22 protein-coding genes are annotated in these 23575 nt (G+C 65.9%); 10 read left to right on the top strand and 12 right to left on the bottom strand.

Annotated elements, in window-relative coordinates; all coding sequences use genetic code 11:
- Positions 1 to 184 precede the first annotated feature (184 nt).
- The 5 genes from E0T84_RS19360 to E0T84_RS19380 are packed head-to-tail and all read left to right on the top strand — an operon-like array spanning position 185 to position 5765.
- Positions 185 to 1690, top strand: a complete 1506-nt coding sequence (locus tag E0T84_RS19360) for a M28 family metallopeptidase (protein WP_171055090.1) — start codon at positions 185 to 187, stop codon at positions 1688 to 1690.
- Complete coding sequence (locus tag E0T84_RS19365) at positions 1687 to 3123, top strand: M28 family metallopeptidase (RefSeq protein WP_138745248.1); 1437 nt, start codon at positions 1687 to 1689, stop codon at positions 3121 to 3123. Before E0T84_RS19360 ends, E0T84_RS19365 begins: the two co-directional genes overlap by 4 nt.
- A 52-nt stretch (positions 3124 to 3175) precedes the next feature.
- A complete protein-coding gene (locus E0T84_RS19370; protein WP_234998407.1) occupies positions 3176 to 4243 on the top strand; it encodes a type III polyketide synthase in 1068 nt (355 codons plus the stop codon).
- Positions 4243 to 4752: an isoprenylcysteine carboxyl methyltransferase family protein gene (locus tag E0T84_RS19375; RefSeq protein ID WP_070187618.1), complete on the top strand. Its 510-nt coding sequence runs from the start codon at positions 4243 to 4245 to the stop codon at positions 4750 to 4752. The genes E0T84_RS19370 and E0T84_RS19375 overlap by 1 nt, the downstream gene beginning before the upstream one ends.
- Positions 4749 to 5765: an NAD(P)/FAD-dependent oxidoreductase gene (locus E0T84_RS19380; protein WP_138745249.1), complete on the top strand. Its 1017-nt coding sequence runs from the start codon at positions 4749 to 4751 to the stop codon at positions 5763 to 5765. Before E0T84_RS19375 ends, E0T84_RS19380 begins: the two co-directional genes overlap by 4 nt.
- Here the strand turns inward: E0T84_RS19380 and E0T84_RS19385 are convergent.
- Positions 5746 to 7020 (bottom strand): uracil-xanthine permease family protein, encoded by a 1275-nt coding sequence (locus tag E0T84_RS19385; RefSeq protein ID WP_070187620.1) that lies wholly within the window; start codon positions 7018 to 7020, stop codon positions 5746 to 5748. The genes E0T84_RS19380 and E0T84_RS19385 overlap by 20 nt on opposite strands.
- A gap of 63 nt (positions 7021 to 7083) precedes the next feature.
- Here E0T84_RS19385 and E0T84_RS19390 point away from each other — a divergent pair, with 63 nt between their 5' ends.
- Positions 7084 to 8766 carry a SulP family inorganic anion transporter gene (locus E0T84_RS19390; protein WP_138745250.1) on the top strand — a complete coding sequence of 561 codons (1683 nt, stop codon included), beginning with the start codon at positions 7084 to 7086 and terminating at the stop codon, positions 8764 to 8766.
- Here E0T84_RS19390 and E0T84_RS19395 read toward each other — a convergent pair.
- Positions 8763 to 9977 carry an APC family permease gene (locus E0T84_RS19395; RefSeq protein WP_138745251.1) on the bottom strand — a complete coding sequence of 405 codons (1215 nt, stop codon included), beginning with the start codon at positions 9975 to 9977 and terminating at the stop codon, positions 8763 to 8765. The two genes, E0T84_RS19390 and E0T84_RS19395, sit on opposite strands and share 4 nt — an antisense overlap.
- Before the next feature lie 9 nt (positions 9978 to 9986).
- Positions 9987 to 10640, bottom strand: coding sequence for a PaaI family thioesterase (locus E0T84_RS19400; RefSeq protein ID WP_083284333.1), 654 nt, complete (start codon positions 10638 to 10640; stop codon positions 9987 to 9989).
- Between the two features lie 189 nt (positions 10641 to 10829).
- On the opposite strand from E0T84_RS19400, the gene E0T84_RS19405 reads away from it, so the two are divergent.
- Positions 10830 to 11432, top strand: a complete 603-nt coding sequence (locus tag E0T84_RS19405; protein ID WP_083284338.1) for a helix-turn-helix transcriptional regulator — start codon at positions 10830 to 10832, stop codon at positions 11430 to 11432.
- Between the two features lie 33 nt (positions 11433 to 11465).
- Here E0T84_RS19405 and E0T84_RS19410 read toward each other — a convergent pair whose 3' ends face one another.
- Positions 11466 to 13169 (bottom strand): 3-ketosteroid-delta-1-dehydrogenase, encoded by a 1704-nt coding sequence (locus E0T84_RS19410; protein WP_070187623.1) that lies wholly within the window; start codon positions 13167 to 13169, stop codon positions 11466 to 11468.
- A gap of 102 nt (positions 13170 to 13271) precedes the next feature.
- Here E0T84_RS19410 and E0T84_RS19415 point away from each other — a divergent pair, with 102 nt between their 5' ends.
- On the top strand, positions 13272 to 14414 hold the full coding sequence (locus E0T84_RS19415) for a Rieske 2Fe-2S domain-containing protein (RefSeq protein WP_070187624.1): 1143 nt from the start codon (positions 13272 to 13274) through the stop codon (positions 14412 to 14414).
- Between the two features lie 2 nt (positions 14415 to 14416).
- Complete coding sequence (locus E0T84_RS19420; protein WP_070187625.1) at positions 14417 to 14695, top strand: ferredoxin; 279 nt, start codon at positions 14417 to 14419, stop codon at positions 14693 to 14695.
- A 19-nt stretch (positions 14696 to 14714) separates the two neighbouring features.
- Here the strand turns inward: E0T84_RS19420 and E0T84_RS19425 are convergent, their stop codons facing one another.
- The 3 genes from E0T84_RS19425 to E0T84_RS19435 form a co-directional block, all read right to left on the bottom strand.
- Positions 14715 to 15284, bottom strand: coding sequence for a TetR family transcriptional regulator (locus tag E0T84_RS19425; RefSeq protein ID WP_159437545.1), 570 nt, complete (start codon positions 15282 to 15284; stop codon positions 14715 to 14717).
- 87 nt (positions 15285 to 15371) lie between these two features.
- Positions 15372 to 16154: an SDR family NAD(P)-dependent oxidoreductase gene (locus E0T84_RS19430; RefSeq protein WP_070187626.1), complete on the bottom strand. Its 783-nt coding sequence runs from the start codon at positions 16152 to 16154 to the stop codon at positions 15372 to 15374.
- A gap of 17 nt (positions 16155 to 16171) precedes the next feature.
- On the bottom strand, positions 16172 to 17248 hold the full coding sequence (locus E0T84_RS19435) for a hypothetical protein (RefSeq protein ID WP_070187627.1): 1077 nt from the start codon (positions 17246 to 17248) through the stop codon (positions 16172 to 16174).
- A gap of 232 nt (positions 17249 to 17480) precedes the next feature.
- Between E0T84_RS19435 and E0T84_RS19440 the strand changes: the two genes are divergently transcribed.
- A complete protein-coding gene (locus tag E0T84_RS19440; protein WP_070187628.1) occupies positions 17481 to 18383 on the top strand; it encodes an LLM class flavin-dependent oxidoreductase in 903 nt (300 codons plus the stop codon).
- A gap of 18 nt (positions 18384 to 18401) precedes the next feature.
- Here E0T84_RS19440 and E0T84_RS19445 read toward each other — a convergent pair whose 3' ends face one another.
- The 5 genes from E0T84_RS19445 to E0T84_RS19465 form a co-directional block, all read right to left on the bottom strand.
- The gene (locus E0T84_RS19445; protein ID WP_070187629.1) at positions 18402 to 19340 is read right to left on the bottom strand and encodes an alpha/beta hydrolase; all 939 of its coding nucleotides are present in this window, start codon (positions 19338 to 19340) and stop codon (positions 18402 to 18404) included.
- Position 19341: 1 nt separating this feature from the next.
- Positions 19342 to 20205 carry an SDR family NAD(P)-dependent oxidoreductase gene (locus tag E0T84_RS19450; RefSeq protein WP_070187630.1) on the bottom strand — a complete coding sequence of 288 codons (864 nt, stop codon included), beginning with the start codon at positions 20203 to 20205 and terminating at the stop codon, positions 19342 to 19344.
- On the bottom strand, positions 20202 to 20687 hold the full coding sequence (locus E0T84_RS19455; RefSeq protein ID WP_070187631.1) for a polyketide cyclase: 486 nt from the start codon (positions 20685 to 20687) through the stop codon (positions 20202 to 20204). Before E0T84_RS19455 ends, E0T84_RS19450 begins: the two co-directional genes overlap by 4 nt.
- A 79-nt stretch (positions 20688 to 20766) precedes the next feature.
- Entirely contained in the window at positions 20767 to 22344 is a 1578-nt protein-coding gene (locus tag E0T84_RS19460) for an acyl-CoA synthetase (RefSeq protein ID WP_138745252.1), read from the bottom strand.
- Complete coding sequence (locus E0T84_RS19465; protein ID WP_070187633.1) at positions 22341 to 23513, bottom strand: acyl-CoA dehydrogenase family protein; 1173 nt, start codon at positions 23511 to 23513, stop codon at positions 22341 to 22343. Before E0T84_RS19465 ends, E0T84_RS19460 begins: the two co-directional genes overlap by 4 nt.
- Positions 23514 to 23575: the final 62 nt, after the last annotated feature.

The following is a 23575-nucleotide window of genomic DNA, read 5'->3' on the forward strand; positions in this document are numbered from 1 at the left end:
GGGATTCGAACCCCAGGTCCTTTTACCTGTGCCATGGCGCCGCAGGCAACGCGCAGAAACGTTGCGGTACCCCGCTTCGCCTGCTTCCCCTTTCGGCGCCGGAAGACACCATGCCATCACAGCAAATCCCCAGGCAAGCGATTTAAGCGCCGGGCCGATCGGCCGAGCCGCTACCGTGGGTGAAATGCGACGTACTTCGACGGGGGCGGTGCTCGGCGCGCTGGCGCTGACCGTGGGGCTGGCCGGCTGTGATGCAAAGACCGAACTGCAGACCGACGGGCAGCAGTCCCGGGAGTCCGCCCCGGCGGCGGTGCGCTTCGCCGACGAATTGCGTGAGCGGGTCACCACCGACGCCATGATGGGGCATCTGAGCAAGCTCCAGGACATTGCCGACGCCAACAACGGCAACCGGGCGCTCGGCAGCCCGGGGTATGACGCGAGTGTGGACTATGTCGTCGGTGCGCTGCGCGACAAGGGGTTTGACGTGCAGACGCCGGAGTTCGAGGTCAGGCTGCCGTTTGCCGAGGACCCGCAGGTCACCGTCGGCGGTCAGGCCGTCACGGCCAAGCCGCTGGAGTTCACCATCGGTACCCCTCAAGAAGGGTTGTCCGCGCCGCTGGTGCCGGCCAAGGCCGAGGACACCCCCGGCTGTGAGGCCGCCGACTATGACGGACTCCCGGTCGCCGGCGCGGTGGTACTGGTGGACCGGGGCTCCTGCCCTTTCGCGGACAAGCAGGCTGTTGCCGCTGAGCGCGGTGCGGTCGCCATGATCGTGGTCAACACCAACAACGACGAGAAGATGGGCGGCACGCTGGGCCGCAACACCGACGTCAAGATCCCGGTGGTCAGCGTGACCAAGGACGAGGGCACCCGGCTGCGCAATGCGCCCGGGCCCACCACGCTCAAACTCGTCGCGGGAGTGCGTACCGAGCGCACCCGCAATGTCATCGCCCAGACCAAGACCGGCTCGACCTCGGACGTGGTGATGGTCGGGGCCCACCTCGACAGCGTTCCGGAAGGGCCTGGCATCAACGACAACGGCTCCGGGGTGGCCGCGGTGCTGGAAACCGCTTTGCAGCTGGGTGATTCGCCACAGGTGGCCAACGCGGTGCGGTTCGGGTTCTGGGGTGCCGAGGAGGAAGGTTTGCGTGGCTCGACCAACTATGTCGAGTCCCTGGACATCGAGCAGCTCAAAGACATCGCCATGTACCTGAACTTCGACATGCTGGGCTCGCCGAACCCCGGCTACTTCACCTATGACGGCGACCAGTCGGCGCCGCTGGACGAGCAGGGCCGTCCGCGGGTTCCCGAGGGCTCCGCGGGTATCGAGCGCACCCTTGCGTCCTACCTGGAGGATGCCGGAAAGACACCGCGCGACACCAGTTTTGACGGCCGGTCCGACTATGACGGGTTCACCATGGCGGGCGTTCCCGCTGGTGGATTGTTCTCCGGCGCCGAGGACAAGATGGACGCCGAGGAAGCCAAATTGTGGGCCGGTGAGGTGGATCAGCCGTTCGACCCGAACTACCACAAGAACACCGATACCCTTGACCACGTGAACCAGGACGCGATGCGGATACATGGTGAGGGAGTCGCGTTCGCTGTGGGTGTGTACGCCCAAGATCAGCGGGGCCGCAACGGTTTACCGGTTCGTTCCGACCGCACGCGTCACCAGATCACCGCGCAGTGACAGCGCGTCGACTCGCTGTCATATTGCTCGGAGCCGCGCTCGTGGGATGCTCGGCGCAGCCCTCGCCCGAGGCTGTCGATCCGCAGGAACTGGCCGGCAAGATCACCGTCGACGCCATGTACACCCACCTGCGCAAGCTCCAGGAGATTGCCGACAGCCATGACGGCAACCGGGCGGTCGGTAGCTCCGGCTACGACGCCAGTGTCGACTATGTGGTGAAAGTGTTGCGGGACAAGGGGTTCGATGTCCAGACTCCGGAATTCGAGCGGATGGGCACGATGCGCGGGGGTAACCCCGCGCTGACCGTGTCGGGGACAAAATACCGGGTGGACCAGGCATCGATGCTGGTGACGACGGCACCCGAGGGGCTGAACGCCCCGACGCTACGCCCGGGCAAGCCGTCGGGATGTGCGGCCACCGACTACGGTTCGGTCAACATCTCCGGTGCCATAGCCGTGGTCGACGACACCGGGTGTTCGGTTGTGACGAAACAGAACATCGCGCTGGCCAAGGGCGCAGTGGGCGTGCTGGTGGTCAACCGCGGGCAACAGCCGCCGCCGGGCGGGCTGTTCAGCACGGGCTATTACCGCCAACTCACCGTCCCCGTCGGCGTCATCGACGAGACCACCGATGCCGCACTGCGGCGCACGAGCGCTCCGGTGCGCCTGACCCTGGACGGCAAGGCCGAGATGGTGAAGTCCCGCAACGTGACGGCGCAGACCAAAACCGGCTCGGCGTCGGACGTGGTGCTCGTGGGCGCGCACCTGGACAGCATCGGTGGTGGCCCGGGCATCAACGACAACGGGTCCGGGGTGGCGGCCGTTCTGGAAACCGCGCTGCAGCTGGGCCCTTCGCCGCAGGTGGACAACGCGGTGCGGTTCGCGTTCTGGGGCGCCGAGGAAATGGGTTTGGACGGGTCGACGCAATACGTGCGCAGCCTGCCGCTGGACCAGCTCGACGATCTGGCGCTGTACCTGAACTTCGACATGATCGGATCACCCAACGCCGGGTTCTTCACCTATGACGGTGACCAGTCCGGCCAGGCCACCGATCCCAAGCCGATGCCCGAGGGCTCGGCCGGCATCGAGCGCACCATGGCCGGTTACCTCAATCTGGCCGGTGCGCGGCCCGCTGACCTGCCGATCAGCGCGAACACCGACTATCACCCGTTCTTGCAGGCCGGCGTGCCGATCGGCGGTGCCACCACCGGGGCTTCGCAACGCAAGACCAAGGTGCAGGCCCGGTTGTGGGGCGGGCGGGCCGGCGCGGCTTTCGACCCGAACTACCACACCCGGCGGGACACGATCGACAACGTCGATGCGCGGGCACTCGGGATCATGGGGTCGGCGATCGCCTTCACCGTGGGTACGTACGCCCGTTCGATCGAGGGGCCCAACGGCGTGCCGGCACGGGACAAGCGCCACCGCGGTTGAACCGCCGAGGGTAGGTCCCCGTAATACGGGTATGGGAATTAACGTCGCCAGAATGCCCAGTCACAGCACGATTGCCGGCGTCCATGCTGTTCTGCCCCCACATCGGTATACCCAGGACGAGGTCACCAGCGCCCTGCTCGACCTGCCCGGATACGCAGAGGCTGAGGATGTGGTGCGGGCCCTGCACACGAGCGCCAAGGTGAACAGCCGATATCTGGTCCTGCCGCTTGAAAAGTATGCGGGTCTCGACGATTTCGGTGAGAGCAACCGCCTGTTCATCGAGCATGCAACCGAACTGGGCTGTGCCGCACTGTCCGGGGCGCTGGATGAGGCGGGTCTGCGTCCGCAGGATGTGGATCTGATCGTCACGACCACCGTCACCGGCGCTGCGGTCCCATCGCTGGATGCCCGCATCGCCGGTCGCCTGGGCCTGCGCCCTGACGTACGCCGCATCCCGATCTTCGGGCTGGGTTGTGTTGCCGGGGCCGCCGGGATTGCGCGGCTCAACGACTATCTGCGCGGCGCACCCGACAAGGTGGCGGTGTTGGTGTCGGTCGAATTGTGTTCGCTGACCCGCAAACACAATCCGAGCATGCCGACGCTGGTGGCGGGCGCGCTGTTCGGCGACGGCGCGGCCGCGGTGGTCGCGGTGGGCGAACACCGGGCCCGCAAGCTCAACCCGACCGGGCCCGACGTGCTGGACTCCCGCAGCCACCTGTACCCGGACTCGCTGCACGCCATGGGTTGGGACATCGGTTCCGGCGGGTTCGAGATCGTGCTCAGCGCCGAAGTCCCCGGCTTCGTGGGGCGCTACCTCGGTGACGATGTCACCGGGTTCCTCGGCGATCACGGACTTTCCGTCGACGAGGTATCTGCGTGGGTGAGCCATCCGGGTGGCCCGAAGGTGATCGAGGCGATCATCGAAACCCTCGGATTGCCTGACGACGCGCTGGATCTCACCTGGCAGTCTCTCGCCGATGTCGGCAACCTGTCGTCATCCTCGGTGCTGCACGTACTGCGTGACACCATCCGGAAACGACCCGAGCCGGACACGCCCGGGCTGATGATGGCCATGGGTCCGGGCTTCTGCTCGGAGCTCGTTCTGCTGCGTTGGCGCTGATGACAGCGAAGAGATTCACCGCGCTGATCGTTCTCGTCGCCGCCGAACGGGTGCTCGAGCTGGTGGTGTCCCAACGCAACCTGCGCTGGAGTACCGCTCACGGCGGCAAGGAGTTCGGCGCCGGCCACTACCCGGTGATGGTGGCGTTGCACAGCGCGCTACTGGTGGGATCGGTGGTCGAGGCACGTCGGCGTCGACCGTCGCCGAGGCTCGGCCGGATCATGACGGTTATCGTGCTCGCCGCCCAGGCGCTGCGGTGGTGGTGCATCACCACGCTGGGTAAGCAGTGGAACACCCGGGTGGTGGTGGTCCCCGGCGCCACGCGTGTCGTCGACGGCCCGTACCGGGTGCTGCCACACCCGAATTACGTGGCGGTCGTCACCGAGGGGGCCGCGTTGCCGTTGGCCGGCGGCGCCTGGATCACCGCCCTGGTGTTCACCGTGGCCAACGCCGCGCTGCTGCGAACCCGGATACGCGTGGAAAACGAAGCGCTGCAAGGGCTCACGTGATCGATCTGCTCGTCGCCGGCGGCGGCCCGGCAGGGCTGGCCACCGCGGTGCACGCGGCGCGCGCCGGGCTGGAGACGGTGGTGGTGGAGCGCCGCGCAGGCCCGATCGACAAGGCTTGCGGTGAGGGGCTGATGCCGCACTCGGTGCGACAGTTGCACCGGCTGGGCGCTCACCCCGAGGGGAGACCGTTTCGGGGCATCCGGTATCTGGACGGGCACCGTGCCGCCGAGGCCCGGTTCCGCTACGGGGCCGGCTGCGGAGTACGTCGCACGGTGCTGCATGCCGCGCTGTCGGAGGCAGCCGAGTCTGCGGGGGTGCGGGTGGTCCACCACGAGGTCGGCCCGGTGACCCAGGACTCGGTATCGGTGTGCGCAGCCGGTTTTCGGGCCCGCTACCTGGCGGCCGCCGACGGCCTGCATTCGCCGATCCGCCGCTCGCTCGGCCTCAGCGGCGGGGAGGGCAGGCGGCGCCGCTGGGGGATTCGGCGCCATGTCCGCATCGCCCCGTGGTCGGACTGCGTCGAGGTGTACTGGGGTCCCGACGCCGAGGCGTACGTGACCCCGGTCGGTGCGGACTGTGTCGGGGTGGCGATCCTGACCTCGGTGCGCGGCGGTTTCGACGAGCACCTGGCGGCATTCCCGATGCTGGCCGAACGGATTCACGGCCTTGAGCACGGCCACGACCGGGCCGCGGGGCCCCTGCGGCAGAAGGTCCGCAACCGGTGTGCGGGCCGGGTGCTGTTGGTCGGTGACGCGGCGGGATACGTGGACGCGCTGACGGGGGAGGGCATGGGGCTGGCGTTCGGCGCGGCCGAGCTGCTCGTGGGATGCGTGCGCGCCGACCGTCCCGGTGACTACGATCGGCAGTGGCGTGCGATGACCCGCCGCTATCGGTTACTCACCGCGGCCCTGTTGCACGGCAGCGGTTTTGGTCCCGTGCGGGCCTGTATCACCCCGGTGTCGGCAGCGTTGCCGTCGGTGTTCACCCGGGTGGTCAACGCGCTGGGCGAATAGGCTGCCGCCGACCACCGAGGTGCTCCAGCAGCCGCATGCCGTGGAAAACCAGCAGCGCGGCGATGGAGCCCAGCGCGATGCCGGTGAAGGTCAGAGAACCGAGTTGCCAGGTGAAGTCGGCGATCCCGATGATCAGCGGGATGGCCGCCGTCATCTGGTTGATCGGCTTGGCGAAGTCCACCTGATTGGTCAGCCAGATCCGCACACCCAAGATGCCGACCAGGCCGTACAACACGATGGTCGCCCCACCCAGCACACCCGGCGGGATCGCCGAGATCGCCGCTCCGACCTTCGGGCACAACGACAATGCGATCGCGACCACGGCCGCGACCCAGTACGCCGCGGTCGAGTAGACCCGGGTCGCCGCCATCACCCCGATGTTCTCGGCGTAGGTGGTGGTGGCCGACCCGCCCCCGGCACCGGCCAGCACCGTGGCCACCCCGTCGGCGGCCAGGGCCCGGCCGATCATCGGGTCGAGGTCGGTACCGGTCATCTGTCCCACCGACTTGACGTGCCCGATGTTTTCGGCGACCAGCGCGATCACCGCGGGCAGGAACAGCGGCAGCACCGCCAGATTGAACGTGGGTGTGTGGAATTCGGGCAGACCGACCCAGGGTGCGGCCGCGATCGCCGCGGTGTCCACGTCACCGAGTACCAGCGCGAGCAGATACCCGATCACCACCGCGCCGAAGATCGCCAGCCTGCCGATCAGCCCTTTGAAGAAGGCCAGCGTGCCGACCAGCAACACCAGCGTCACCACGCCGACCAACGGGCCCTTCTCGAAATTGGACTTGGCCGCCGGGGCGAGGTTGAAACCGATCAGGGCCACGATGGCCCCGGTCACGATCGGCGGCAGCGCGACGTCGATCCAACGGGTACCGATCAAGTGCACCACGGCGCCGATGAGGATCAACAGCGCGCCGACAGCGATCAAACCGCCCAGCGCACTGCCGGTTCCGCGCGCGGTCACCGCCGCTGTCACCGGGGCGATCACAGCGAAGCTCGACCCCAGGTAACTCGGCAGCCGGTTCCCGGTGATGAGCAGGAACAAGATCGTGCCCACTCCGGAGAACAACAGCGTGGTGGCCGGGGGAAAGCCGGTGAGCACCGGAACCAGGAAGGTGGCGCCGAACATGGCCACCACGTGCTGGGCACCGATGCCGATGGTGCTGGCCCAATCGAGCCGCTCGCCCGGGGCGACGACGAAGTCGTCGTCGGTGCGCGTTTCGACGTACTTCCAACTCAGCGGAATCACGATTGTGTACTACACACGATGATCGGCTGCCGCGCATGCGGACTGCGGCAACAATCAGTGGTGATGAAACCGAACCTCGTGCGCTGGCTGCCCGGACTGGCGCAGCTCACCGGCTACCAGCGGTCTTGGCTGCGCGGCGACGTCCTCGCCGGGGTGACCGTCGCGGCGTACCTGGTGCCGCAGGTGATGGCCTATGCGACGGTGGCCCGCCTGCCGCCGGTCGCGGGCTTGTGGGCCGCGCTGGTCCCGATGGCGGTTTACGCGGTGTTGGGCTCGTCGCGGCAGTTGTCGGTGGGACCGGAATCGACCACGGCCCTGATGACGGCCACCGCGTTGGCTCCGCTGGTCATCGGCGATCAGGCCCGCTATGCCGCGATGTCGGCGGTGCTGGCTCTGCTGGTGGGGGCGATCTGTCTGGTTGCCGGGCTGTGCGGGCTGGGGTTTCTGGCCGACCTGCTGTCACGTCCGGTCCTCATCGGTTACATGACCGGTGTCGCTCTCATCATGATCGGCAGCCAACTCGGCAAGATCACCGGAGAGGACGTTGCCGGGGACGAGTTCATCGACCAGGTCCGCTCTTTCGTCAGGGAACTGCCATCGCTGCACCTGCCGACGGTGATCGTTGCGACCACGGTGTTGGCGCTGCTGTTGGTGCTCTATCGGATCGCACCGCGGTTTCCCGGCCCGTTGGTCACGGTGTTGGCCGCCACCGCGGTGGTGTGGATATTTTCATTGGAGGACAAGGGAATCCGGGTGGTCGGGAGCATCCCTGCGGGTCTGCCGAAGCCTGCGCTCCCGCCGGTGGCGATGACCGAGCTGGCTGCTCTGGTGGTACCGGCGGTCGGGATTGCGGTGGTGGCGTTTTCCGACAACGCCCTGACGGCGCGGACCTTCGCGGCGCGCAAGAGTGAGACCGTCGACATCAACGCCGAACTGCGGGCCTTGGGTATGTGCAACCTGACAGCCGGTGTCACCCAAGGCTTTCCAGTCAGTTCCAGCGGGAGCCGTACTGCGCTCGGCGACACCGTCGGCAGCCGCACCCAGCTGTACTCGTTGGTGATGCTGGCGACGGTGCTGCTGGTCGTGTTGGCCGGGCGCGATCTACTGGAGAATTTCCCGATGGCCGCGCTGGGGGCGCTCGTCGTCTACGCCGCCCTGCGGCTGATCGACGTGGCCGAGTTCCGCCGGCTCGCACGGTTCCGGCGCAGCGAGCTGTTGTTGGCGGTGGCCACCACCGTCGCGGTGCTGAGCCTCGGCGTGCTCTACGGGGTGCTCGTGGCGATCGCGCTGTCGCTGTTGGACACGCTGCGGCGCATCGCCCGGCCCCACGACAGCGTGCTGGGGTTTGTGCCCAACGTCGCAGGGATGCACGACGTGGATGACTATCCGGATGCCGAGGCGGTTCCGGGGCTGGTCATCTACCGCTACGACGCCCCACTTTTCTTCGTCAACGCCGACAATTTCCGGGAACGCGCTCTGGCCGCCGTCGAGCAAGCGGGTGAGCCGGTGGAATGGTTCGTCTTGAACGCCGAAGCGCAGGTGGACCCCGACCTCACCGCGGTCGATGCCCTGGAGCAGCTGCGCCGCGATCTGACCGCACGGGGGATCGTGTTCGCGATGGCGCGGGTGAAACAGGATCTGCGCGACGACTTGGTGGCGGCGGGCCTTCTCGACCGTATCGGCGCCGACCGGATTTTCCCGACTCTGCCGACGGCGGTCGAGGCGTTCCGCAATCGTTCTGTCTAGCGGCGGCGCACGCCGTAGATCACCGCGCCGACCGCGACGACGACAACCCCGGTCAGCACCGAGGCGAGTGGCAACGAGAAGGCCAACAGTAGGCAGCCCGCCAGACCGACAGCCGGGACCACGCGGGCCCCGAGCGTCCATGCCGACGCGTTCGCGATCGCGTAGTACAGCAGCACCGCGAACGACGAAAAGCCTATCGCCCCACGCAGATCCGCCACCGCCGCCAGCGCTGCCACCACGAGCCCGACCACGATCTCGGCGCGGTGCGGGACGTTGAACCGGGGATGCACGGCGGCCAGCCAGTGCGGTAGGTGGTGATCGCGGGCCATCGCCAGCGTCGTGCGCGACACCCCGAGGATGAGGGCCAGCAGTGACCCCAGTGCCGCTACCGCGGCCCCGACCCGCACCACCGCCTGCCACTGCGGGGCGCCGGCTGCCGCAACCGCGTCGGCGAGCGGCGCGGGTGCCGATGCCAACCCTGAACCGCCCAGCACCGACAGCACCGCGACCGCGACCACCGCGTAGATCACCAACGCGATACCCAGCGCGATCGGGATCGCGCGCGGGATGGTGCGGGCCGGGTCACGGACCTCTTCACCCAGGGTTGCGATCCGGGCATACCCGGCGAAGGCGAAGAACAGCAGCCCCGCGGCCTGAAGGACGCCGCCGACGCCGACGTCGTCACCGAGGCCCAGCCGCGCGGGATCAGCGGCGCCGGAACCGGCGATGATCACCACCACCGCGGCCAGGACGGCCAGTACGCACGCGACGATGACGCGGGTCAGCAAGGCGGACTTCTGAATTCCGGCGTAGTTCACCGCCGTCAACGCGACCACCGCAGCCACCGCCACCGCATGTGCCCACTGCGGCCAGACATATACCCCGACGGTCAGCGCCATCGCCGCACACGATGCGGTCTTACCGACGATGAAACTCCACCCGGCGGCGTAACCCCAGAATTCACCGAGCCGTTCACGCCCATAGACGTAGGTGCCGCCGGATTGCGGATAGCGGGCCGCCAGCCGCGCCGAGGACGTCGCGTTGCAGTAGGCGACAACGGCGGCCAGGGCGAGGCCGATCAGCAGTCCGCTTCCGGCCGCGGCAGCCGCCGGTGCCAGGGCGGCGAAAATGCCCGCTCCCACCATCGATCCCAGGCCGATGACGACGGCGTCGGTCGTCCCGAGCCTGCGCTGAAGCCCGCCCGAGGTCACCTGGCGATATTAGGGTGCTTCGCGATCGTCGGCAGCCGAGGGATGAAAGAAGATGCCTTCCGCGCGGACGGTGATCCCGTCTGAGGTGGCGAGGTGGCCGACGACGAATGTCTTCACGCCTTCCACCCTGTCGATGTGCGCCTCCACGTGAACGGGGCCCAGCCGAGTGCCGGCTTCGTATCGCAGCCTGAGTGTTCCGGTCACGGCGGGCCGCCCTGGTTTGTGCGCGGTCGCCCCGAGCACGTGATCGAGAAGAAGGGCGCAGATTCCGCCGTGCACGTGTCCGGCGGGGCCTTCGTAGGCCGCGCCCAGGGTTACCTCTGCCCAGACCCGGCCGTCGGACTCGTGATGGACCTCCAACGGAGGAGCCAAGGCATTCCGCAATCCGATGACTGCGTTCCCCCATGCCCGCGACTTGCCGTCACCTGCGGTGTGGATGCCGAAGGAGCCTGGGAGCAGGGAGCGGCTCAGCTCGTCGGTTGCGGCGTCGATCTTGTGTTTGGCGGTGGCGATGGTGGCGGAGTCGGCCTGGCTACGGATGGTTGCGTCGATGAGTCGGCGAACTGATCCGGTGAGCGACGCATATAGCGCTTCCGGGACTTCGGGCTGCCGGCCGGCGAAGCCTCCGTCGGGGGCTTCCAGTGCCGTGTTCTCGGGTCCCATCGCCGTGCCTCCCTCTACTCGTGTCGGCCACCAGATTGATTGAGGCGAGTAGGTCAGGGCAACGCAGTCTCCCGGCCAGCGGTTCATCGGGAACGGGCGCGTGACCTGGATTGTTACCCTCGAGCCGTGGGAGACCCCGATCCAGCAGCCAAGCCAGCGCTTTCCGCGACCAGCTGGGCGCTGCTCGGGATGTTGTCGTACGAGACCGAATTGTCGGGTTACGACATCCGCAAGTGGACCCACTGGAGCATGCGCTACTACTACGGCAGCCCGGCCTACAGTCAGATCTACTCCGAACTCAAGAAGCTGGAAAAGCTGGGTTTGCTGACCTCTCGCGTCGAGGGCACCGGCACACGCAACCGCAGGCTCTACAAGATCACCGAGAGCGGCATGGAGGCTGTTACCCGCTGGGCGCGGGATACCCCGGTTGAGCCGCCGACGCTGAAGCATCCGGTGATTCTTCGCGTGACCATGGGGCACCTCAGCGACCCCGCTGCACTCAAGGAGATGCTCCGGGAGCACATCGCCTACGTCGATGAGATGCAACGTGACGCCGCCAAAGAAGCGAAGTGGGCGGGCGCCGATCCAGCATGGGCGTACGCCAAGATCGCCATGGACTGGGCCGAACGCTACTACGCGTCCGAACGGGAACTCACCTTGCAACTGATCAAGGATCTCGATGAAGCGGAGGCGAAGTTTCCGAAGGTCGGTGAAGGCGCGAAAATTCCGTGGCCAGACCCGGCCTACTGGTACGAAATCGAACGGAGAGCCGACGCCGAAGACGCCGACTGACCTCTGTCCGTGGGCATTTCGCGTGGCCGCGGCTCAGCGACCGGCGGCGTGGCGGGCAGCGATGTAGCCGTAGACCAGTCCCTGGGCGATCGTCGCGCCGGCACCGGGATAGGTGCTGCCGAACGCGTTGGCGGCAGTGTTGCCGATCGCATACAGCCCTTCGATGACGGTGCCGTTTTCGCGAAGTACCCGGGCGTGGTCATCGGCTCGTAGACCGCCGCACGTACCGAGGTCGCTGAGCACCATCTTGACCGCGTAAAACGGACCTTTGACCAGCGGCCGCAGGTTCGGGTTCGGCGTGATCGTGGGATCACCGTAGTAGCGGTCATACGCGCTGCGTCCCCGCTCGAAGTCGGGATCCTCTCCGGCAAAGGCATTTTCGTTGAACCGAGTCACCGTGTCCCGGAAATCCTCGAGCGGCACCTGCATCTTGGTTGCCAGGTCGTCGAAACCGTCTGCCTTGACTGCGATTCCGGCGTCGTACCAACTCTGCGGAACGGGCGTACGGGGAAACAGTTCGGCGGCGAAGACATAGCTGTTGCGGTACTGCTGGTCGAAGACGATCCACATGTTCTCCACCGGGGTGCCGGCCTTCTCAAGATCGAGAACGCGTTGTCCGAAGCTCATGTAATCGGCCGACTCGTTCGCGAACCGGCGACCGTTGTGGTCCACGATGAACGACCCGGGCAGCGAGCGCTCGGCAAGCATCACCGCCGGGGCGGCTCCGGGCAATGGCGCGACGGCCGGAAACCACCAGGATTGATCCATCGACGCGATGTCGGCACCGACATCCTGACCCAACCGGATGGCGTCGCCGGTGTTGGACTCTGCGCCAAGGCTGAGATTGTTTCCGAGAGATTCGGATTGAAACTTGTGCCGCATGTCCATGTCGTGATCGAAACCGCCGGCAGCGAGTACGACTCCGCGCCGGGCGGTCACGACAACACGCTCCCCGCCGTGTTCCACGACCGCTCCGGTGACTCGGTCACCTTCGGTGACCAGTTCGGTCAGCGCGGTCTGGAGCCAGATCGGGATCCCGGCACGAACCGCCCCGGCGAACAAGCCCGCCGCCAGCGCCTGACCGCCTGCGGCGTAACGCCGTCCGAGGGCCAGACCACCGAGACCCTGCGCGAGCCGCTTGACGACGGTGGGCAGCCCTTTTCGTGGCACTCGGCTCATCAGGTTCAGCCAGCGGTAGTCGGCGCCGGTGGTCGGCATCGGAATCTTGACTTCCATGACTCCGAGACGCAGGTCAGGCAGGTATTGACCGAGAATCGACGTGTCGAGCGGGCGGCATTCGCACGTGCGTCCTGCTGCCGATCCGCCCGGCGCCTCCGGGTGATAGTCGGAGTACTCCTTGGCCCAGGACAGCTTCATCGGGGTGGTTCGGCGCAGCATGTCGACGGTTGCCGGCAGGTTGTCCAGGTACGCCGCAGAGCGCTCCTGCGGTGCGGAGTCCCCGACTACCGACTTCAAGTACGTATGCGCCCGAGACACGGGATCGTTGCCACCGCAGTCCTCGATCACCGGGCTCGACGGCAGCCAGAGCGCGCCACCGGACCGGGCCGTCGAACCGCCGACGTAGGACGACTTCTCGACGACGAGAACCGACAGTCCCTGTTCGTGGGCTGCCAGGGCGGCAGCCAGACCGGTGCCGGAGCCGACGACGACAAGGTCGACGTCGGTGGCGGCAACGCTCAGTCCGGCGGGAATGGTCTTGTGGCTGGTGGCGGTCACGAGCGGAAACGATAGGGCGACAACCGGCAAAGTTGATTCTGGTCTCCTGTTGAGCGGAACACTGACCTTTCGGGCTGCCCGTCATCGCAGTTCAATGGGGCCATGACGACGCACCCTGATACCGACGAAATTCGGTTGATCGAGGCCGGTTCGGTACCCATCAGGTTCGCCCGCGGCTGGCACTGCCTGGGGCTGGTCCGGGATTTCGGGGATGGAAAGCCGCACCAGATCAATGCTTTCGGGCAGAAGTTGGTGGTTTTCCGAGGTGAGGACGGTGCCATCAACGTGCTCGACGGATACTGCCGGCACATGGGTGGCGACTTGTCTCAGGGGACGGTGAAGGGCAACGAGATCGCGTGCCCGTTCCACGATTGGCGCTGGGGTGGGGATGGTCGCTGCAAGAAGGTGCCCTACGGCAAGCGCACCCCGCGACTGGCGCGTACCGCTGCCTGGCCCACCCTGCAGCAGGACGGCATGCTGTTCGTCTGGAACGACCCGGAGCGTAAGGCGCCACCGGCGGAGGTGACGATCCCGCGCATCGAGGGAGCCACGAGCGACGAGTGGACCGACTGGCACTGGTACACCACGGTGGTCAACACGAACTGTCGTGAGATCATCGACAACGTCGTCGACATGGCGCATTTCTTCTACATCCACGGTTCGCTGCCCACGCATTTCAAGAACATCTTCGAAGGTCAAGTCGCGACTCAGTACATGAAGAGTGCGGGCCGGCCGGATATCGGCGATCCCGAGGGGTCCAAGTTGCTCGGCACCACCTCGCTGGCCGCTTACCATGGTCCGTCGTTCATGATCGACGATCTGACCTACCACTACCAGGAGTTCGACCAGCGCACGGTCTTGATCAACTGCCACTACCCGATCGACGCCAATTCTTTTGTGCTGCAGTACGGCATCGTGGTGGAGAAGAATGCGGCCATGCCGGAGGAACTCGCCATGCAGACCGCTATCGCGCTCGGCGACTTCGTCAAGATGGGATTCGAGCAAGACGTCGAGATCTGGCGCAACAAGACCCGGATCGACAATCCGCTACTGGTGGAAGAGGACGGGCCGGTCTATCAACTGCGGCGCTGGTACGAGCAGTTCTACGTCGACGCGGCCGACGTCGCACCGGACATGGTGGACCGCTTCGAATTCGAGCTGGACACCACCCGGCCGTACGAGGCCTGGATGAGGGAAGTGGAAGCCAATCTCGCTGCCCGGGCCGCAGCCGGGTCTGTGGGGTGAGGATGGCTGTCCGTGCGGACAATCGCCTCGACGATGCGCCGATGGCGCCGGTGACGTGCGCACGCTGTGGCGCCGGCGTCGAGGTGCGAAAGAGCAGCTGGAACCAGACCAGCGTTCAGTGGACCGGTGCCGCGCTGGGGCGTTGTGAAGAGCGTTGTACAGCTGCGCGATTGGCCGGCGACAGTGGGAACGGGTTGTTCCTTGCATGCTCGGCGTTGGGTGTTTCTATCGTCGACGCAGTGCGCTCGGGAGCGTTGCAGGTCGTCGACGAGACGTCGTGAAGCTCGGGAAAGCCGTTGGCTACCTGTTCAGGAGGCCGACGGTACGGGTGAGCCGTTTTGACAGTGCTTCACGCGCAATGCGCTGCTGCGCGAATGCCGCAACGTTGGACATCCACACGTCGGAGAGCACTTCGGCAGCTCCGATTTCCTGCGGCGCCGAGGTGGCACCGCCGACCGACTCGATGAAGATCCGGACCGTCTGCCGGCGGACCAGATCGGCCTGAGTCGCGGCAGTGCCATCGGCGTAGAGATAGGGGCGAATCATGGCCTCGGCAAACCGCGGTGACGAGCACAGCCTCTCGGTGAGTGACAGCGCAACCTGCAGCAGACGCTGATAGGGATCGCTGTTCCCGGCAGTGCGGAACGTCGGCTCGAAACCCCACAGCCAGTCGTGGAAACAGGCCAGCAGCAGGTCGTCCTTGGATGGGAAGTATTGGTACACCGTGCTGGCGGACACGCCGGCCGCCGTGGCGACCGAGCGGATCTGACAGTCGTCGTACCCGCGGTACGCCAGTTCGGTTGCCGCGGCGATGATCCGATCACGCCGTTGCGCTCGCCTGGGTTGGATGTTCGTCGTCCGGATATCCAACGCGGGATCGTAGAGACTGTGCAACGCTGCCGACTCCTTCTAGGTGCCGAAGATCTCCAGTGTCATCGCCTGCATACCTTTTACAGCTCAGGCGTGTGCGCCACCATCTACTCGGATCTCGGTGCCGGTGATGAACGCGCCGTCATCAGAGGCGACCATCGCGATGACCGATGCGACTGCGCCTGGGTCCCCGAGGATTTCGCTTTCGGTGCCGTGCAACAGCGGGGTCTGCTTGGCCCAGAGACCTAGGTCGTATCCTTCGGGCATCTTGTCCAGGGTGCTGTTGGCCAGGGCGGTGGAGACCCCACCCGGCTGGATGTTGACCGCGCGCAGGCCTTGCTTCGAGTACTCCAGTGCCAGTGAGTGGGTGAAGCTGAGGATGCCGCCCTTACTGGCTGCATACGCCGCCATGTAAGGGTGCGCGAACGTCGCGGCGGTGGAGGTGAAGTTGACCACGACACCGCGCCGTGATTCCAGCAGCGCCGGCAGCGCCTGGCGCGTCATGAGGAAGGTACCGGTGAGGTTGACCGCCAAGGTGCGGTTCCAGTCTTCAAGGCTGGTCTCGTGCGTGTGCGAACACGTTTGCATGGCAGCGACATTGACGAGGGCCTCGAGGCCATCCAACTTGGCTATGGCAGCGGAAACTGCGGCGATGACGTCGTCTTCGCGCGATATGTCGAGGACGGCGGTGGTGAGCCGTTTGGCGGTGCCGGCGTCTTCGGCGGCAGCAGCAGTCGTCGCCAAGCCGTCGGCGGAGATGTCGTAGCCGACCACCGTCGCACCTTCGTCGAGCAGGCGGGCGACCGTGGCCGCGCCGATACCCGACCCCGCGCCGGTGACGATGACACGACGATCTGAGAAACGGTCCATCAGATGTCCCTTCGAGATCAGGAGAGTTGAAAGGCGGAGATCGGAGCCTCTTCCGGGTAGCTGCTGGGGCCACCGAGGTCGTAGGCGGCGTTGAGCGCACCGATGAACGCCGGGTCGTGCAGCGGCTCGCCGGATACGTCGAGCTTGATGCCTTTGTCCTTGAGATCGTCGACCATCATTCCGATGGCGCGTTCGACCGTGATGTCGTCCGAACCGTCCATGTTCTTCTTGAGTTCTTCGTAGTCGGAGAAGACTTCAGCAGACCAGTGGACGAGGAACCTCAGCTCGTCGGTGTGGTGGCGGGCAATGACATCTTCGCCGTTCTTCAGCAGCCACTGGTCGCGGTCTACAGGATCGCCGGTGAACACGGTGTCGAACGCCAGGCCGGCCGGAACCTGTTGTTCCAATGGGCCGTTGGCTTCTCCGCGGTGCACCATCATCTCGTTCTGCACGACCACACCGCGGTTGTTGATCGGCGGCACTACCCGCCCTGGCGGCTTGAGCGGACCCTCGGGCCAGTAGGTGAAGCCTGATCCCTCGTCGAGGGAGAACCAGGTGATCACCTGGGCCATCTTGATCAGATAGTCGGTGAACAGCCCGGACTTGGCCATCACGCTGCACAACCAGGTGGGGGCGTTCTCGTGGCGTACGCCGCGGAAGCTGGGGGAGTCGAGATGGCCGGGATCGCGGTTGGCGCAAGGGCCGTTGATGTTGAACAGCATCATCTCCGGCTTGGCGTATTCGGCGTTCCAGTAGCGCTTGGCATGCTCGAGGAATGCGGCGTTGTAGAAGCAGTCGTGCAGTTCGGGATAGAGAATGGCGCCGTAGTTGGCCAGATAGCCGCGGAAGGTCGGGGTGAGGAACAGATCCAGCGACGGGGTGAATCCCTCGGGGAACGCGCCGCTCATGGTGGCCATCAACTCGTCCGCCGACGCGAAGTGCTGGGCGATGATGAGGCTCCAAGGCCCTCGAGTGCGTACGACTTCGAGGAGTCTCTGCCTTTGGTCGTCGGTGTACACGTCCGCGATCTCGCGTGGCGGCGCGGCGGGACGCAGGATGTCGGACAGCTCGCGGCGCCGTTCATCGGTCAGCATTATCTTCTCCTCAAAGGCATTTCATGAGCTCGCTCGCCCGAGTCTGGTGGCATCGGGAATCATCGAACTGGGCTGTGACCGCTGATCGGGAGACGAATTCGCGTCGCCACCGGCCAAGCCGGCCTATTGGGGCGCCCACTGAGCGGGATAGTCATCGGCGCTAACGCGACAAGTTGATCAAATAGCACCCCGCGACCGCCTCGGACCACAAAAGAAGGGACACCTGCCCGACATGCGCATCACCATGGGTCTCCCGAACCTCTTTCCCCACGGGCGCGAGACTGAGCTCTCGTGGTACCGCAAGATCGACGACGGACCATGGGACGGCCTGGCCACCTACGAACGGCTGCTCTATCCGGACAGCTGGTCGGTCGTCCCGCAACTCGCTGCCGCAGCAGCGATGACCGAGCGGGTGCGGCTGTGGACCGACGTCGTCGCGCTCCCGATGCGGGATCCAGTCCTGTTCGCGAAGGACCTGGCGACCATCGACGTCCTGTCGGGTGGTCGACTGACGCTCGGGGTCGGCATCGGCGCGTGGGACGAGGACTACCTCGCGGTCGGTGCCTCGCTGAACCGGAAGCGCCAACGTATGGACGCGGCCGTACTGGCCATGCGCAAGCTGTGGGCCCAGGAACCTCCCATCGAGGGACACCATCCCGTAGGGCCCGCGCCGGCCCAGGTCGGTGGCATCCCGCTCGTGGCCGGTGTGGTCGGCCCGAAAGCTCTCGCGCGAGCCGCGCAATGGGCTGTCGGCGTGAGTGATCCGGCGCATTCGCTTCACTTCGACGCCGAGGCGTTGGCCGCGCAGCGCGAACGCGTCGCACAGGCGTGGCAGGCGGCCGGCCGGACCGAGAAGCCGCACTTCTCGGCTCCGGTCTGGTTCGCGCTCGGACCAGACCCGGAGACCCAGCTCAGAGAGCATGTACGGGACTTCTGGGATCAGGATGTCGCCATCACCGGACCGGCGGCCTCGTACCTGACCGCTCCGGCCGCTGGGACGCTCAACTGCGGAGCATCCGGGCTCCTCGCAGCCGTGAACGGCGCCCGCGAAGCGGGTCTCGACGAGCTGCGACTGGTCCCGACGACCGCCGACCCCGACGAGATCGACCGAGCGCGTGAGGTGCTCGGTATCTGATCGGGGCAGAGCCCGTCTTCAGAACGGAAGGGGATGCGCGAACTTCGCCCGGAGCAGCGCGCCGGTCTCGGCCAAGGCCAACCGCCCACGCGCGGTGGCATCGGAGCGCATCAGAAACCCGTGGTACATACCGGGATAACGCGTGACGGTGGTCTGGACTCCGGCATCACGCAACCGGCCGGCGTAGCGTTCACCCCAATCCCGGATCGGGTCGCATGCCCCGGTGACGACGATGGCCGCGGGCAGGCCGCGCAGGTCGGTCGCGTACGCCGGAACCAGATACGGGTCCCGCGGAGCTCCACCTTGGTCGACCAACTCATGCATGTAGACGATGTCCTCGTGGCGCAGCAGCGGGGCGTCCGGCATGGCGATTATGGACGCCGCTCCCATGTCACGATCCAGGCCTGGATAGAGCAGCACCTGAGCACAGATGCGGGGGCCGGACCGGTCGCGGGCCGCCAAAGCCACTGCAGCAGCCAGTGATCCGCCTGCGCTGTCGCCGACAATCGCCACCCGGCCGGCGTCGAGGCCGAGTTCGTCGGCGTGGGCGGCAACCCATTCGGTGACCGCGTAGGCATCGTCGAACTGGGCCGGTGGCGGTGATTCGGGTGCGAGCCGGTAGTCGACAGCCGCCACGGCGGCGCCGCTGAAATTCGCCAGTTCGCGGGCGAGCGGTCCGAACGAGTGGTTGGAGCCCATCACCAACCCGCCGCCGTGCAGGTAGATCAGCACCGGCAGCGCGGGTTCGGAACTGGGCCGATACAGGCGGAGCGGTATCGGCCCAGCCGGACCTGGCGCCGTCAGGTCTTCGATGCCGACCATGGCGGGCATCTCCGGAAGGGGAGCGGATTCCAGACCTTCACGGACGGCGTCAAGGCCACGGGTCCGCATCGGGACTATCTCACCGAACGAGCCAACCCGCGCTGCGGCATCGGGATCGAGTGGTGGATAGGCCATTTCAGTTCTTCGTCGGGTCGAAGCGGCGCTGGTTTCGCAGACGGGGAGGCTCCTGGCCGCTCAATACCCGAGCCCGTTCCGCCATGGCCGACCCGACGTAGTCCGGTTGAGTGAGGAGATAGAACCGGCCCTCGGCAGCCTGGTCGAAGACCACCTCGGCCGCGGCCAGCGGATCCATCGCCTCGGCCTTGATGTCGAGCATCGCGGTGCGTTGTCCTTCGGCCGCGCCGATGTCGCCCGAGTCCACCCCACCCGCCGATTCGAAGATGTTCGACACCACGGCACCGGGAAGCACCGCCTGGACGTGCAGGTGGTGATCGTGGCCGGCGGACTGCACTTCCAGATGCAGGCATTCGGTCAGAGCGAGTACCGCGTGCTTGCTCATGATGTAGGGCGCCTGGAACGGAACCACGGCGACACCGCCGATCGAGGACAGATTCCACACCCACGCCGGGGCGTCCGTGGCCATCATCTTCGGTACGAAAGCCTTGATGCCGTGGAACACCCCGCTGATGTTGATGTCGACCACACGTTGCCAATTGGACACCGGGGTATCCCACAGATATCCGAACTGCTCGACGCCCGCGTTGTTCACCAACAGGCGCACCGGCCCGAGGTCGCGGTAGACCTGATCGGCCATCGCCTGCACCGCGTCGGCGTCACGCACATCGCAGACCAGGTCCACCGCGGATCCGCCTGCGGCCTTGAGCTCTTCGCGGAGACCCGCGATGGCTGCGGCGTTGACGTCGACCAACACCACCTTCATACCCAAGCGGCTGGCATACCGGGCCAGGCCGGCGCCGATTCCGGCGCCGGCTCCGGTGATGACGGCGACACCGCCGGCGAAGGTTTCTCGGGTGCTCACGCGGATTGCACGGCCGCGGCATTGGCGGTGTGCTCGGCGAGCGGTACCGAATCCTCGGCGTCGAGAACCACTTTCATGGAGGTGAAAACCAGACCGTCCGGCGAACGCCGGATGCCGGCATCCACCACGCCGCTGGACACCGCGAATGGAACATTGTTGGTGATCTGGTTGACGAACAGATAGAACCGGACGTTGGTGACCTCGCCGTCGGTTCCGGTGCGGTACACGTTGGTGGCGTGGTGACGGCATGGGTAGGGGTTCTCGTTTCGGTGCTCGCGCAGCCAGGAGCGGGTCTGCGCGCCGCCGTGCAGATCGGCGGCCAGCAGTTGTTCGAATGGACAATTGCCGGAGTCCGAGCGGCTCAGGTACTCCATCTCGTCGGCGATGCGGGCGTCCACTTTCTCGAAGTGGCCTTGGTCGTAGTGGTACCAGAAGCCTGCGATGAACTCCTGGACGTCAGACAGGGCGATCTCATTGCTCATGTGTGGCAGTCAACCTGGGTCGGAGTGCTGGAACAGCATCGGTGACCGGTCAGCGGAACACCGGCTCAACGGGTGCGCATCAGTGGTCGGCGAAATCGAGCTTGAATCGCTGACGCAGATCACGTTTGAGTAGTTTGCCGCTGGGATTCTTAGGCAGCGAATCGACGAAGAAAACCTGTTTGGGCGCTTTGAACCCGGCGAGATGCTCGCGACAATGACGCAGGATGTCTTCTTGAGTCACCGTGGCCTCATCGCGTACCACCACCGCGGCGACGACCGCCTCCACCCACACCGGGTGTGCCAACCCGAAAACCGCAGCTTCTTCGATGGCGTCGTGCAGGTAGAGAACTTCCTCGACCTCGCGGCTGGCGACGTTCTCACCACCGGTCTTGATCATGTCCTTCTTCCGATCCACCACGTGGAGGAATCCGGCCTCGTCGTAGAAGCCGAGATCTCCGGAATGGAACCAGCCACCACGGAAGGCCTCGGCAGACTTGTCCGGGGCGTCGAGGTAACCCAGCATCAGATGCGGGCTGCGGTGCGCAATCTCGCCGATGGTGCCGGCCGGAACGGCGACGTCGTCATCGTCGAGGATGACGGTTTCCACGTTGAGTACCGGACGTCCGGCGGCACCCGCATGGAGGTCTTGGTCTGTTGGGCCCAAAGCGGCTGCAAGCGGCGCTATTTCAGTCTGCCCGTAGAAATTCCATAGTTGCAGGTTGGGCAGGCGGTGTCTGATTTCGTTCAGTATCTCCTTCGGCATGGCCGACGCGCCGTAGTACCCCTTGCGCAGGCTGGAGAGGTCCACCTGGTCGAACACCGGACTGCGCAGCAGGCTGATCCACACCGTCGGTGGGGCGAAGTAGTTGGTGACGCCGCAACGCTCGATGGTTCGCAGCACCATTTCGGGCTCCGGCCGGGGAAGGATGATGCTCGTGGCGCCGAGGTACACATCTGTGGCGAGGAAGTTGTCAAGTTGTGCGCAGTGATAGAGCGGCAACGAGTGAATCTCGATGTCTTCTGGGCTCATCGACCCGGCCGTGATGGTGCTGACGTACTGCCACATCAGGCTGCGGCTGGTGTGCATGACACCTTTGGGGCGCGACTCGGTGCCGCTGGTGTACATCAGCCGCAGCAACTGGTCGTCATCGACGACGGGCGTCGGTGCGGGCTCATTCATCGACAGGCACTGCTCCAAGTCGACCCATCCGGGCGGTGTGGAATTTCCCGGCGTGGTCAGCGCGATTCGTGTGGTGACATTCCCAGCAGTTCGCATCGCGCCGTCGGCAGCTGGGATGAACTCGGATTGGACGATGAATCCTGTTGCGCGGCAATGCTCCAAGATGTAGGCGATCTCTTCGCTGGTGAGCATGAAGTTCATCGGTACGAGAACCACGGCCGCGCGGGCGGTCGCGAATGCCAGCACGGCATACTCCCAGCAATTGCGGGACAGCAGCGCCACCCGGTCGCCTGGGCCGAAACCGTTGGTGCTCAGCGCGGCGGCAGCTCGGTCGACCAGCCGATCGAACTCGGCGAACGTCAGGGACACTTCACCGTCGATGATCGCCACCTTGTCTGGGTAGCGGTGCGCCGACCGGCGCGGGATGTCGCCGAGCCCGTGACTGCGGGCACGCCGGACCAGGTCGTCCGAACTCACGCCGTCCTCCTTGTTCGCGCCGGGTCGAGTGCAAGGTCGCGTCCGATGATCTCGCGCATGATCTCCGAGGTCCCGCCGTACACGCGGGTGACGCGCGCATCGATCGCGGCACGTGCGATGGGGTATTCCCGCATGTAGCCGTAACCGCCGAACAACTGCTGGCAGCTGTCGAGTACGCGGAACTCCATCTCGGTGGACCACAATTTCGCTTTTGCCGCATCCGCCGGTGTGAGCAGACCCGCGTTGAGTTGAATGACGCAGCGATCGATGAAGGCCTCAGCGACCGAGACCTCGGTGGCCACGTCTGCCAACGCGAATCGGGTGTTCTGAAACGCGCCGACGGCCTCACCAAACGCGGTGCGCTGGCGCACGTAGTCGACGGTCCAGTCCAGTGCGACTCGCGCTCGTGCCAGGCTGCCGACAGCGATCTGCATGCGTTCCTGCGGCAGGTTGCGCATCAGATACTCGAAGCCCCGCCCCACTTCGCCGATGACATTGGCTTTTGGTACCGCGACATCGTTGAAGGACAACTCAGAGGTGTCCTGGCAGTGCAACCCCAACTTGTCCAGGTTGCGGCCACGTTCGAAGCCGGGCATTCCCCGTTCGATGATCATCAACGTCAGGCCGTGATGGCGGTCCGGGGATGTCCGCACCGCGGCGATGACGAGGTCGGCATTCTGCCCATTGGTGATGAACGTCTTGGCGCCGTTGACGATGAAATGGTCTCCCGCGTCGACGGCGCTGGTGCGGATCGCGGCGACGTCGGACCCGGCGCCCGGCTCGGTCATCCCGATCGCGGCGATAAATTCGCCACCGACGACACCCGGCAGCCAGCGGTCACGTTGTTCGGCAGTGCCCATCTCGGCGAGGTACGGCAGGCAGATGTCGTTGTGTACCGCGATGCTCAAACCGACGTTGCCTGCGTGGGCCGCCATGAATCGCTCGATGAGGATCTGGTTGTAGCGGAAATCTTTGACACCCAGACCGCCGAACTGCTCGGGAGCGGCGAAGCCGAGCAGGCCGACCGAGCCCGCTGCAGCGAAGATTTCGCGGGGTGCGATGCCCGCGTCCTCCCAGTTGTCGATGTGCGGTGCGATTTCCTTGGTGGCGAAGTCGCCGGCCAAATCACCGAAAGCGACGTGGTCATCGTCGTAGTGGAGGCGTTGCATGCGCCAGAGGTTAGGCCGGAGAATCGGCGCCACCGGCTTGTCTCCCGCTGAGTAGACAGAAG

The organism is Mycobacterium sp. DBP42 (assembly GCF_005924235.1).
Lineage (GTDB): Bacteria > Actinomycetota > Actinomycetes > Mycobacteriales > Mycobacteriaceae > Mycobacterium > Mycobacterium syngnathidarum.

Coding starts and splice junctions, on each gene's coding strand:
- E0T84_RS19405 (WP_083284338.1), top strand. CDS start 10,830: ATGTTGTCGTACGAGACCGAATTGTCGGGTTACGACATCCGCAAGTGG.
- E0T84_RS19390 (WP_138745250.1), top strand. CDS start 7,084: ATGAAACCGAACCTCGTGCGCTGGCTGCCCGGACTGGCGCAGCTCACC.
- E0T84_RS19370 (WP_234998407.1), top strand. CDS start 3,176: ATGCCCAGTCACAGCACGATTGCCGGCGTCCATGCTGTTCTGCCCCCA.
- E0T84_RS19445 (WP_070187629.1), bottom strand. CDS start 19,340: ATGGCCTATCCACCACTCGATCCCGATGCCGCAGCGCGGGTTGGCTCG.
- E0T84_RS19360 (WP_171055090.1), top strand. CDS start 185: ATGCGACGTACTTCGACGGGGGCGGTGCTCGGCGCGCTGGCGCTGACC.
- E0T84_RS19420 (WP_070187625.1), top strand. CDS start 14,417: ATGGCTGTCCGTGCGGACAATCGCCTCGACGATGCGCCGATGGCGCCG.
- E0T84_RS19415 (WP_070187624.1), top strand. CDS start 13,272: ATGACGACGCACCCTGATACCGACGAAATTCGGTTGATCGAGGCCGGT.
- E0T84_RS19400 (WP_083284333.1), bottom strand. CDS start 10,640: ATGGGACCCGAGAACACGGCACTGGAAGCCCCCGACGGAGGCTTCGCC.
- E0T84_RS19435 (WP_070187627.1), bottom strand. CDS start 17,248: ATGCTGACCGATGAACGGCGCCGCGAGCTGTCCGACATCCTGCGTCCC.
- E0T84_RS19440 (WP_070187628.1), top strand. CDS start 17,481: ATGCGCATCACCATGGGTCTCCCGAACCTCTTTCCCCACGGGCGCGAG.
- E0T84_RS19430 (WP_070187626.1), bottom strand. CDS start 16,154: ATGGACCGTTTCTCAGATCGTCGTGTCATCGTCACCGGCGCGGGGTCG.
- E0T84_RS19455 (WP_070187631.1), bottom strand. CDS start 20,687: ATGAGCAATGAGATCGCCCTGTCTGACGTCCAGGAGTTCATCGCAGGC.
- E0T84_RS19465 (WP_070187633.1), bottom strand. CDS start 23,513: ATGCAACGCCTCCACTACGACGATGACCACGTCGCTTTCGGTGATTTG.
- E0T84_RS19375 (WP_070187618.1), top strand. CDS start 4,243: ATGACAGCGAAGAGATTCACCGCGCTGATCGTTCTCGTCGCCGCCGAA.